Source organism: Nioella sp. (assembly GCF_964229645.1).
Taxonomy (GTDB): domain Bacteria; phylum Pseudomonadota; class Alphaproteobacteria; order Rhodobacterales; family Rhodobacteraceae; genus Nioella.
Genome location: NZ_CAXREX010000134.1, coordinates 1 through 11,307 on the forward strand (window position 1 = coordinate 1; position 11,307 = coordinate 11,307).

12 protein-coding genes are annotated in these 11,307 nt (G+C 67.2%); 1 reads left to right on the forward strand and 11 read right to left on the reverse strand.

What is annotated here, in order from left to right:
* Positions 1-216: 216 nt before the first annotated feature.
* The gene (locus ACEQXV_RS08860; protein ID WP_370252820.1) at positions 217-597 is read left to right on the forward strand and encodes a hypothetical protein; all 381 of its coding nucleotides are present in this window, start codon (positions 217-219) and stop codon (positions 595-597) included.
* Positions 598-744: 147 nt separating this feature from the next.
* Here the strand turns inward: ACEQXV_RS08860 and ACEQXV_RS08865 are convergent, their stop codons facing one another.
* The 11 genes from ACEQXV_RS08865 to ACEQXV_RS08915 all read right to left on the reverse strand — a co-directional run.
* A complete protein-coding gene (locus ACEQXV_RS08865; protein WP_370252822.1) occupies positions 745-1,341 on the reverse strand; it encodes a DUF937 domain-containing protein in 597 nt (198 codons plus the stop codon).
* An 84-nt stretch (positions 1,342-1,425) separates the two neighbouring features.
* A complete protein-coding gene (locus tag ACEQXV_RS08870) occupies positions 1,426-1,785 on the reverse strand; it encodes a carboxymuconolactone decarboxylase family protein (protein WP_370252824.1) in 360 nt (119 codons plus the stop codon).
* A 67-nt stretch (positions 1,786-1,852) separates the two neighbouring features.
* Complete coding sequence (locus tag ACEQXV_RS08875) at positions 1,853-2,437, reverse strand: DUF938 domain-containing protein (protein ID WP_370268826.1); 585 nt, start codon at positions 2,435-2,437, stop codon at positions 1,853-1,855.
* 50 nt (positions 2,438-2,487) lie between these two features.
* Positions 2,488-3,570, reverse strand: coding sequence for an NAD(P)/FAD-dependent oxidoreductase (locus ACEQXV_RS08880; protein WP_370268835.1), 1,083 nt, complete (start codon positions 3,568-3,570; stop codon positions 2,488-2,490).
* Positions 3,571-3,664: 94 nt separating this feature from the next.
* On the reverse strand, positions 3,665-4,744 hold the full coding sequence (locus tag ACEQXV_RS08885; RefSeq protein ID WP_370252828.1) for a BMP family ABC transporter substrate-binding protein: 1,080 nt from the start codon (positions 4,742-4,744) through the stop codon (positions 3,665-3,667).
* Positions 4,741-5,505 (reverse strand): ion transporter, encoded by a 765-nt coding sequence (locus tag ACEQXV_RS08890; protein ID WP_370268828.1) that lies wholly within the window; start codon positions 5,503-5,505, stop codon positions 4,741-4,743. Before ACEQXV_RS08890 ends, ACEQXV_RS08885 begins: the two co-directional genes overlap by 4 nt.
* 8 nt (positions 5,506-5,513) lie before the next feature.
* Positions 5,514-6,437, reverse strand: a complete 924-nt coding sequence (locus ACEQXV_RS08895; RefSeq protein ID WP_370252832.1) for an ABC transporter permease — start codon at positions 6,435-6,437, stop codon at positions 5,514-5,516.
* Entirely contained in the window at positions 6,437-7,528 is a 1,092-nt protein-coding gene (locus ACEQXV_RS08900; protein WP_370252833.1) for an ABC transporter permease, read from the reverse strand. The genes ACEQXV_RS08895 and ACEQXV_RS08900 overlap by 1 nt, the downstream gene beginning before the upstream one ends.
* Positions 7,515-9,056 carry an ABC transporter ATP-binding protein gene (locus ACEQXV_RS08905; protein WP_370268830.1) on the reverse strand — a complete coding sequence of 514 codons (1,542 nt, stop codon included), beginning with the start codon at positions 9,054-9,056 and terminating at the stop codon, positions 7,515-7,517. The genes ACEQXV_RS08900 and ACEQXV_RS08905 overlap by 14 nt, the downstream gene beginning before the upstream one ends.
* Positions 9,053-10,036 carry a xanthine dehydrogenase accessory protein XdhC gene (gene xdhC / locus ACEQXV_RS08910; protein ID WP_370268832.1) on the reverse strand — a complete coding sequence of 328 codons (984 nt, stop codon included), beginning with the start codon at positions 10,034-10,036 and terminating at the stop codon, positions 9,053-9,055. Before xdhC ends, ACEQXV_RS08905 begins: the two co-directional genes overlap by 4 nt.
* Positions 10,033-11,307: molybdopterin cofactor-binding domain-containing protein (locus ACEQXV_RS08915; protein WP_370268833.1), on the reverse strand; the 1,275-nt coding region annotated here is incomplete at its 5' end. The genes xdhC and ACEQXV_RS08915, both read right to left, overlap by 4 nt.

The window sequence follows — 11,307 nt, forward strand, 5'->3', positions numbered from 1 at the left end:
GTGCGCCGGGCAGGCCCTCTGCCGCGGCAAGGCCGGGCAGGGCGATCAGGGTGAGCGTGGCGAGAATGCGGTTCATCTGGATGTCCCTTTTCGATTAGGTTGTGCGGGTGACACGCATTGATTTGCGGGGTCCGTCGCGCCTTGGCTGCGGCATTTTGGTTGATTATGGCAATTGAGCCCGCTGGATGGGGGTGGGTGTTCGACAAGGGGTGCAGAATGGTTGAACTGGCCGGGATCGTAGGCTGCGTGGCCTTTGGGTGGCTGACGCTGTTCCAGGTGATGCTGGCCCTTGGGCTGCCCATCGGGCACCTGGCCTGGGGCGGAGCAGAACAAATCCTGCCTGCTCGCCTGCGGGTGGCGAGCGCGGTCTCCGCGCTGGTCTCTGCCCTGGCGCTCGTTGCGGTGGCCCAGGCCGGGGGGCTTCTGTCGCCGGTCTTGCCCGGGGGCTGGCTCGGCCCGATCCTGTGGGCGCTGTCAGGTCTCTTCGGATTGAGCGTCCTGGCCAATCTTTTCGGCGCGCGCGGGGCAGAGCGCCTGCACGGCGTGCCGCTGGCCCTGCTCTGCGCAGGGTCCTGCCTTGTCCTGGCCGTGGCCTGATCCTTCATTGTTCCAGAAAATATCCCGGGGGAGTCGCCGACAGGCGACGGGGGCAGCGCCCCCGCCCATTTTCCGCCGCGGAAAATGCTCCGCGATCCGCGTCGGATCGCGCGGGTCGATGCGCGCGACAGCGCGCAGCGAACACCCTCAGCGGCGCAGGAACCGGCCCAGGACGTCATCCATGGCCGAGCCATCCCCGTCGGCATCGAGCAGATCGTTCAGCATGCCAAGCCCGCCGCCGCCGCGCTGACCGCCGCCGCCCAGAAGCCCGCCGATCATCCCTGCCAGTCCGCCGCCCCGGGCCTCCTCTTGCGCCGCGTCGATCTGGTCGTCGGGCATCTGCCGCTGCAGTCCGCCCTGCGCCATGGCGGCGAGGGCTGGCAGGAACTGGCCCACGACGTCCCGGTCGATGCCGGAGCGCGCCGCCGCTTCGTCGGCGAGCCCCTCCGCTTCGCTCTGCCCGCCCAGAAGCGCCGACAGGAAGTCGCGCCCCTGCGCCTGGCCCGCCGCGCTGGCCGCGGCACCCGCGTCATCGAACAGCCCGGCCTGCCCTTCGCCCCTTAGCGAGCCCAGCACATCGTCAAGCCCGCCGGCCTCGGCGCGCTGACGCGCCGCCGAGCCGATGGCAGGAGCAAGGAGCGAGGTCAGGCTTTCGGCCTGGTCGGCATCCAGCCCCAGTTGCGAGGCCAGCTGCCCCAGCCCCTGGCCGCCTTGCGCCTGTTGGAGAAGCCTGAGAATCGACATGGAAAATTCCTCCCTGAAACCGGTAACCGGCTTCAAGGTCAGCACGTCCGCAGGCGGCGTGAAAGGGGAAATCCTATCGAAGGATCATTCGGCGGCTTTCGGCGCCAGCGCCGCGCTGAGCTCGTCATAGGAATCGAGCGCCTTGGCCGCGTACATCAGCGCCGGGCCGCCGCCCATCTGCACCGCCATGCCGAGCGCCTCGGCCAGTTCCTCGCGGCTGCCGCCGACGCTGATCAGCACTTCCACGTGGAAGTTCATGCAGGGCTCGCAGCCATCGGCCACGGCAATGGCCACGGCGATCAGTTCCTTGGTTTTCACATCGAGCGCGCCATCGGTCTTGACCGCGGCGCTGACCCCGGCGAAGGCCTTGGTCACCGTGGGGATTGCCTTGTTCAGCTTGCGAAGTTGCCCGCGCATGTCTTCGCGCTTGTCCATCCAGCTCATGTCCGTCCTCTCGATCTGGTTTCCAGACCGTCAGAGCAGAGCCGCGCGGCGCGTGCCTTGACCGGGATCAATTGGCTTTGACAATTACCATCAGGTTATTCGCGGGCATCTCGACGATCGTGGTGGACAGCGGGCGCAGGCAGGTGATCACCCAGGCCAGGTCCTTGTAGCCGATCGCCGGGTCCTGGGCGCGCAGGCTGGCATGGAAGGCGGCATCGCCGGGGCTGGTGGCCTCACCGTCGCGCAGGAAGGGGCCGTAGAGAAACCCGGTGCCGCCCGGTCCCAGGGCCTGCACGATCCCGGTCAGGACCGTCTCGGCCTCGGTGTCGGAGATGAGGTGCAGGAGGTTCACCAGCAGGATCATGTCGGCCGGTCCCTCGGCGGCGGCCCATCCTGCGCGCGCGGCATCGAGCGCACGGGGCGGCAAGAGGTTGTCCGGGCCCTCCGCCTGTCGCCAGGCCTCGATCGAGGCCAGCCGCTCGGGGTCGAGGTCGGTGGGTTGCCAGGCAAGGCCGGGAAAGGCGCGAGAGAAGTCGACCGCGTGTTCGCCGGTTCCCGCCGCCAGTTCCAGCGCCCGACCGCGCGCAGGCGCATGGGCGCGCAGCACGTCGAGGATCGGCCCGGCATTGCGCCCCGCCGATGGGGCCTGCATGCGCCTGTCCGCCCCGGGCGTGGGCGCGTCGGGAAGGGTGAGCTTGCGACTCATCCGAACCGGGCGGGGCTGAGCGCCGCGACGGTTGCGGGGTCGAGCTCGGGCGTGTGGCCCGCGACCACGTCGGCCAGAAGACGGCTGGCGGCGGGCGCGGTCTGGAACCCGTAGCCTCCCTGGCCCGCACACCAGATGAAATCGGGCTCGCGGATGTCACGGCCCAGGACCAGCGTGCGGTCGGGGGCGAAGGTCCGCAGGCCCGCCCAGGTGGTGTCCACGCGGGTCACTTCCTCGGTCACGAAGGGCTGGTAGCGGGCAATGCCCTCGGCCAGCACCATGTCATCGGCCCAGGCATCGTGGGGCTCCTCGACCGGGTCCTGTTCGGCGGGCGAGACGATCCACTTGCCCGCATCGGGCTTGGCATACCAGGTTTCGCCCGCGCCGATCAGCATCGGCCAGCCCGACGGGTCATGGCCGCCCGGCGCCGGCATGCGGGCCATCGAGCGGCGCAGCGGCGTGAAGCCGAGCGGTTGAACGCCCGCCATGCGGGCGACCCCGTCCACCCAGGCCCCGGCGGCGTTCACGATCTGGCGCGCGTTGTAGGTCTCGGCCCCGGCGCTGACGCGCCAGAGCGCGCCCTCGCGGGAAATCGCATCAACGCGCTGGCCGGTTTTAACCGCGCCGCCGTTGCCGCGCATTTCCTTTACGAAATTGCCGATCAGTAGGTCGGTATCGAGATCCCAGGCCTCGTCATGATGGGCGGCCCCGCGCAGGTGATCGCGGTTGAGCGCGGGCACCAGCGCCAGTGCCTCGTCGATGCTGATGGGGTGCAGCCCCATGTCCTCGACGTCCTGGGCCAGCGTCTTTTCCTCGCCCGGACCGGCCAGGAACATCAGCCCGCGCGGGCTGAGCACGCCACCGTTTTCGGTCATGTGATAGTCGCGCGAGGCAAGGTTGAGCGCGACGGTGGCGGGCAGGCCGTATTGTGCTTCGAACAGGGCCGCCGAGCGGCCGGAGGCATGATAGGCGAGGCTGGTTTCCGCCTCCAGCAGCAGGACCGAGCCCAGATGTGAGAGCCGTGCGCCCGCCGATGTGCCGGCGATGCCGCCGCCGATGATGAGGAAATCGTAGGTCATGGTGCCATGCGTGGCACGGACCGCAGGGCCGGGCAAGGGCGAAAGAAAAAGGCCCGCCATCGGCGGGCCTTTCCCTTTGTCTTGGTCGCGAGGATCAGTTCGGGATCTCGCCGGTGAGGCCTTCGACGTAGAAGTTCATCCCCAGAAGGGTGCCGTCATCGGAAGTCTCGCCTTCGGCCAGCCAGGCAGACCCGTCCTGGCGGTTCAGCGGGCCGGTGAAGGGGTGGTATTCACCCGAGGCGATCGAGGCCTGAAGGGCCTGTGCCGATGCGCGGACTTCGGCGGGGATGGCGTCGGTCATCTCGCCGATGCCCACCATGCCCGGTGCGATGCCGTCCCAGGTGTCGACGCTTTCCCAGGTACCGTCGATCACGGCCTGGGTGCGGGCGATGTAGTAGGGTGCCCAGTTGTCGATGATGGACGAAATCCGCGGGGCGGGGGCGAACTGGAACATGTCGGAAGCCTGGCCGAAGCCCAGGACACCGGCCTCGGCCATCACCGTCATCGGTGCGGTGGAGTCGGTGTGCTGCATGATCACGTCGGCCCCCTGGTCGATCAGCGCCTGTGCGGCTTCTGCTTCAACGGCCGGGTCGAACCAGGTGAAGGCCCAGACCACGCGGAATTCCACGTCGGGGTTGACCTGGCGGGCGTGGATGAAGGCCGAGTTGATGCCGCGGATCACTTCCGGGATCGGGTAGGACGCGATGTAGCCCACGATGTTGGACTCGGTCATGTGACCGGCGATGTGGCCCATCACGGCGCGGCCTTCATAGAAGCGTGCCGAGTAGGTGGACACGTTCGGATGGTCGCGGCGGTAACCGGTGGCGTGCTCGAACATGACGTTCGGGAAACGCTCGGCCACGGCATTGGTGGGGTCCATGTAGCCGAAGGAGGTGGTGAAGATCAGGTCGGCGCCGGACAGCGCCATCTGGGTCAGCACGCGTTCCGCGTCGGCCCCTTCGGGCACGTTTTCGACATAGGTGGTTTCGACAGCATCGCCGAAGGCTTCTTCCACGGCGAGACGGCCCTGGTCATGTTCATAGGTCCAGCCGAGGTCGCCGATCGAGCCGACGTAGACGAAGCCGACCTGGATCGGATCGTCCTGTGCAAGAGCGCCGCCGGCCAGGCCGAGCGTCATAGCGCCTGCGGTCAGAAGGGTGGTGAGAGTTTTCATTCTCCGTGTCTCCTTGTTGGTTGTTCGTTCATGTCAGTTTCGTATTCGAGGTCGGTCAGCGGTTCCTCGTCCTCTTCCAGAAGGGCCGCCGTGATCAGCCCTGCCGGAACGGCGATGACCCCCAGACCTACCAGCAGCACCAGACCGGTAAAGGCCCGGCCCGCCAGCGTCACCGGATAGACATCGCCATACCCCACCGTGGTCAATGTCGCCAGTGCCCACCATAGCGCAGCGGGGATCGAGCCGAAGGTCTGAGGTTGTGCCTCGTGCTCGAACAGGTAAATCCCGACCGCCGAAAGGTAGAGCACCACCAGGGCGATGAAGGTGAAGATCACAAGTTCCGCCCGATTCTTCTCGAAGGCGCGCGACAGCCGGTCCATCGCCCGGTTGGCGTGGAACAGCTTGATCAGCCGGATCAGGCGCAGAAGGCGCAGCGAACGGATCGACTGCGCGTCGGGCAGCAGGAACAGAAGCGCCGGGACGATCGACAGGACGTCGACCAGTCCCCAGAAACTGAAGGCATAGTGCAGGGGCCGTGGCGAGCAGATCAGCCGCAGGGCGTATTCCACCGTGAAGATGGCCAGCACCAGGTATTCGATCCAGCGCAGGGCGCGCCGCAGCTCGGCGGGCAGGGTTTGCACCGTCTCCAGCGAAATGGCGACGGCAGAGAGGATGATCAGCCCGTAGATCGTGAAGGCGACGGAACGCCCAAGCCGCGGATGCGTGCCATCCAGGGCGCTCAGGATCTCGTGGCGTTTCATGACCTCTCCTAGCCGGTTGCATGGAACACCTTGCCAAGAGCTGCGGGGGCATTCAACGCCGCTCGGTTCCTGTCCGACGACATGATGACCAGCACGATGATCGTGACCAGGTAGGGCGACATTGCGAGGATCTCGACCGGAACGTCAACGCCCGCCGCCTGAAGCCGCAGTTGCAGCGCGGTGATCCCGCCGAAGAGATAGGCGCCCAGAAGCGCCCGCCAGGGTTTCCAGCTGGCAAAGACCACCAGCGCCAGCGCGATCCAGCCCGCGCCCGCCGTCATGCCCTCGATCCAGTTCTGCACCCGGACGATCGACAGGAAGGCCCCGCCGAGCCCGGCCATCGCGCCGCCGAAGAGGATGGCCATGATGCGGATGCGGATGACCTTGTAGCCGAGCGCGTGCGCGGCATCGTGGTTTTCACCCACGGCCCGCAGGATCAGCCCCACGCGCGTATAGCCCAGCACATACCAGACCACCGCCACCATGATGACCGAGAGATAGGTCACAAGGCTGTGGCCGAAGAGGATCGGCCCAAGGACCGGGATCTCGGCCATGGCCGCGGGGAAGGGATCGGCCACGGCGGGCGGGGTGGAGCCGGGATAGCCCACGCCAAGCAGCGCCGACAGACCGAGCCCGAAAAGCGTCAGCGCAAGCCCGGTGGCCACCTGGTTGGACAGCAGCACCTGGGTCAGGAAGCCGAAGATCAGCGACAGGCCCATGGCCGACAGCATCCCGGCCAGGAAGCCGAGCGTCGGCGAGCCGGTATCGACCGCCACGACGAAGCCCATCACCGCGCCGGTGATCATCATGCCCTCGACGCCGAGATTCAGCACGCCTGCCTTTTCCACCACGAGCTCGCCGATGGCGGCCAGGAGAACGGGGGTCGAGACGGTGATCAGTGCAACGATCAGGGTGACTGGATCGATACCCATCAGGCGACCCCCTCTTTCTTCTTCTTGATACGAATGCGGAAGTTTGACAGCACGTCGAGCGCCAGCAGGAAGAACAGCAGCATCCCCTGGAAGGCCTGGATCGCGGGGGCAGGCACCTGGAGCATCAGCTGCGCCAGTTCGCCGCCGATATAGGTCAGGGCCATCAACAGCCCCGCCAGCAGGATGCCCACGGGGTGCAATCGTCCAAGGAAGGCCACGATGATCGCGGTAAAGCCGTAGCCCACGTTGAAGTCGATGCTGATCTGCCCGGCCGGCCCCGAGACCTCGAATAGCCCCGCAAGCCCGGCCAGAGCGCCCGAAATGCCCATGCACATCACGATCAGCCGGTTGGGGTTCACGCCCGCGAAGCGCGCCGCGCGCGGGGCCTGGCCTGCCAGCTTGATCTGGTACCCCAGGAGGTGACGGTTCATCAGGATATACGCGGCGATGACGGCGATGAAGGCGGTCAGAACCCCCATGTGCATGCCGGTGCCCGAAATGAGCTCGGGGTTGTTCATCGCCTCGATGCGGTTGAGTTGACGAGAGCCGGGAAAGCCCGAACCTTCGGGGTTGCGCAGGAAGCCGAGCGCGGCCGAGGCCAGGATCTTCTCGGCCACGTAGACCAGTAGCAGCGAGACCAGGATTTCATTGGTGCGGAAGCGGGTCTTGAGAATGGCCGGGATCATCGACCACGCCCATCCGCCAAGCGCCCCCGCGACGATCATGCCCGGGAAGACCAGCGGGTTTTCGGTCGGGTAGAAGGCCAGCCCGAAGGAGGCCCCTGCGATGGCGCCCATGATATACTGACCCTCGGCACCGATATTCCAGATCCCGGCACGGAAGCCGAGGCTGAGACCGATGGCGATCAGGATGAGTGGCCCGGCCTTCACCAGCAATTGCGGGCGCGAATAGCTTGCGAATTGGGCGTTGAAGAGTGGATCCCAGAAGATGATGCGGATCGCCTCGAACGGGTTCTTGCCAAGGGCCGCGAACATCAGCCCACCCGCGATCATCGTCAGCACCACGGCCAGAACCGGGGTCGACAGGGTCCATGCGCGCGAGGGCGTGGGACGTTTCTCAAGCATCAGCATGGATCGTCTCCTCGCTCGCTTCATGCATGTCATGGGCCCCGCCCAGCATCAGGCCGATGGTTTCCATCGTCAGGCCCTTGGTCGAGCGGACATTGGACAGGCGGCCTTCGTTGAGGGCTGCGAAATTGTCCGACACTTCCAGCAGTTCGTCGAGATCCTGGCTGATGACGATGACGCCCGCGCCCTTCTGGGCAAGGTCGAGGATCGCCTGCCGGATCGCCGCCGCCGCAGCGGCATCGACGCCCCAGGTGGGCTGGTTCACCACCAGAACCTTGGGATCTTGCAGGATTTCCCGCCCGATCACAAATTTCTGCAAGTTCCCGCCCGACAAGGCCCGCGCGGCGTTGTCAGGCCCGGGCGTGCGCACGTCGAAGGTTTCGATCACCTCTTCGGCGTAGCTGCGCGACGCGGACCAGTCGATGAAGCCGCGACGGTCCAGCCCCTTGCGCAGGCGCGCGGTGAGAAGCGCGTTTTCGACCAGGCTCATGTCCGGGGCCGCGGCGTGGCCGAGCCGTTCCTCGGGGCCGCACAGAAGGCCGAGCGCGCGGCGCTCGTTGGGGCCCTTGTCGCCGATCGGTTCGCGGTGAAGCGTCACGGTGCCCGCGGCGGTGGTCACTTCCCCAGAGAGGGCCGCCAGAAGCTCGTCCGGCCCGTTGCCGGCAACGCCGCCGATCCCCAGAACCTCGCCCGCGTGCAGTTCGATGCCGATATGGCGCAGGGGCGTGCCGAAAGGGGAGGCGGGTTCCACCGACAGGCCGGAGACCTTCAGAACGATCTCGCCATGATCCGCATTGTCGCGCGCCGGGGTGGCCAGCGACTTGCCGACCATCATCTCGGCCATTTCAGCCGCCGAGGTGCCGCGCGGATCGCAGCTGCCCACGACCTTGCCAAGACGCAGGATCGTGGCCCCGTCACAGAGCGTGCGGATCTCTTCCAGCTTGTGCGAGATGTAGAGGATCGACGTGCCCTCGTCGCGCAGCTTCTTGAGCGTGTGGAAAAGGATCTCGACCTCCTGCGGGGTCAGAACCGAGGTCGGTTCGTCCATGATCAACAGCTTGGGATCCTGCAAGAGACAGCGGATGATCTCGACCCGCTGGCGTTCCCCGGCCGAGAGGTCGCCCACCAGCCGGTAGGGATCGAGCGGCAGGCCATAGGCCTCGCTCACGTCACGGATGCGGCGCGCGAGGTCACGCGGCTTGGGGGGATTTTCCATCCCGAGCGCGATGTTTTCGGCCACGTTGAGCGCCTCGAAGAGCGAGAAGTGCTGGAACACCATCGCGACCCCCGCCGCGCGGGCCGCGCGCGGTTCGGGCGGGGTGAAGGCCGCGCCGTTCAGCGTCATGGACCCGGCATCGGGCCGCACGAGGCCGTAGATCATCTTGACCAGCGTGGACTTGCCGGCGCCGTTTTCGCCAAGGAGCGCGTGCACCTCGCCGGGGGGAATGTCGAAGGACACGTCGTCATTGGCGACCACGCCGGGATAGGCCTTGGTGATGCCCTTGATGGACAGGAGGGGTTGAACGCTCATTCTGCGCCTCCCGCCCTGCGGAAATCTCCGGTCATGATGTCGTCCCCCAGTTGGTCGTGATCTTGTTTTTCGGTCTCTTTCAATAGGCTGGCAGCCACCCCGACCGCAATGGCCTGCGGGTGTTTGCCAAGGTCCGGGTCCCCGATCGGGCAGGTGATGCGCGAAATCGAGGCGTCCCCGTGGCCAAGCTGCTGCAAGCGTTTGCGAAAGCGGGTCCATTTGGTGTCTGAGCCGATGAGCCCGCAGAAGGCAAAGCCATGTGCCAGCGCGGCGTGGCAAAGCGCCAGGTCGATCTCGTGGCTATAGGTCACGATGAGATGCCGCGCCCGGGGCGGGGCCAGTCGCAGGGCGGCGGCCATGTCGGGCGCGGGCAGGGCGGTGACGCCTGCCGGGATGTCGGACGGGAAGCGCTCGGCCGTGCTGTCGACCCAGGTGATGGAGAGGTCGGGCAGCGGGGCCAGCGTGGACACGATGGCGCGACCGACGTGACCCGCCCCCCAGACCCAGAGCGGCCGGCGCGCCGGGCGGATGGGTTCCACGAACCAGCCCTGCACCAGCCCCGCCCGGATCGGTTCCTCGCCCGCGCGGGCGGCCTTGAGACGGGCCCGCAGCCTGAGCGGCATGTCGGGCGACTGGCCGGGAAGCGGGCGGGCAAGAATGTGCTCGCCCGTGCCGGACAGGCGTGCCTCGTCCCAGATTTCAGTCAGAAGCTGCACCGCGCCGCCACAGCACTGGCCCAGGCCCGGCCCGAGCGGCACCGTGTCGAAGCGGTCGCCCGTGGCCAGCGCCGCGCGGGCGCGCGCAACCGCCTGGAATTCCAGCGCGCCGCCACCGATGGTGCCCGATTGCCCGTCTGCCCAGACCAACATGGAGGCTCCAGCTTCGCGCGGGACGGACCCGGCGGTTGCGGCCACCACGATGCGGGCCACCCTGGGGGCGTGGGCCAGGGCCGCACGCACGGAGGTCGGATCGAAGCTCATCCCCTGGCCCTCTTCACGGCGGCCAGAACGGCCTCGGCCGTCGCGGGGGCCTGCAGGTCGGGATAGTTGGGCCCGCAGGCGGCCACGGCCTCGGACAAGGCGGACCAGACGCTGATCCCGTGCATGAAGGGCGGCTCGCCCACGGCCTTGGACCGGTAGATCGTGTCCGCCGGGTTGGGCGCGTCCCAGAGCGTAACGTTGAAGACGCGGGGGCGGTCCGAACAGGCGGGGATCTTGTAGGTGGAGGGCGCGTGGGTGCGGAGCCGCCCCTTGCCGTCCCAGACCAGTTCCTCGGTCGTGAGCCATCCCGCGCCCTGCACGAAGCCGCCTTCGACCTGCCCGATATCGAGCGCCGGGTTCAGGCTGGCCCCGGCATCATGCAGGATATCCGTGCGCAGGATACGGTTCTCGCCCGTCAGCGTGTCGATCACCACCTCGGAACAGGCGGCACCTTGCGCGAAGTAGAAGAACGGCCGCCCGCGCCCGGCGATGCGGTCCCACTCGATGTCGGGGGTCTTGTAAAAGCCCGTGGCCGAGAGACTGACCCGGCCTGCATAGGCGCGCGCGGCGGCCTCTTCAAAGGGAATGGTTTCCTGCCCCACGTGGACCATGCCATCGGCAAACCGGACCTGCGCGGGCGTGGTCTGATACTGCTCGGCAAAGAAGTCGGCCATCCGGTTGCGGATCGTGTCGCAGGCCGCTTTCACCGCCATCCCGTTGAGGTCCGAGCCCGACGAGGCTGCGGTGGCCGACGTGTTGGGCACTTTGCCCGTGTCGGTCGCTGTGATCTTGACCCGGTCCAGCGGCACGCCGAAGCGGTCGGCGGCGACCTGTGCGACCTTCTGGAACAGGCCCTGGCCCATTTCCGTGCCGCCATGGTTCAGATGGATGGAGCCGTCATTGTAGACATGGACCAGCGCGCCTGCCTGGTTGAGATGGGTGAGCGTGAAGGAGATGCCGAATTTCACCGGCGTCAGCGCGATGCCGCGCTTCAGCACCGTCTGACTGGCGTTCCAGTCGGCAATCGCGGCGCGGCGGGCGTGGTAGTCGCAGGTCTCCGCCAGTTTCGCGGTCAGCCCGTTCAGGATGAAGTCCGTCACCGGCATGTGATAGGGCGTGGTCTGCTGACCCTGCTCCATCGGCTCGGGCGAATGCGCGCCGCCGAAGCGTTTCGCGCCGCCGGTGCCGGAGCTGATCTTGTGGGCGGTGCCTGCGCCCTTGGCCTCGACGCCCTTTTCGACATTCACACCCGCTTTGCCGCCCATCTCGGC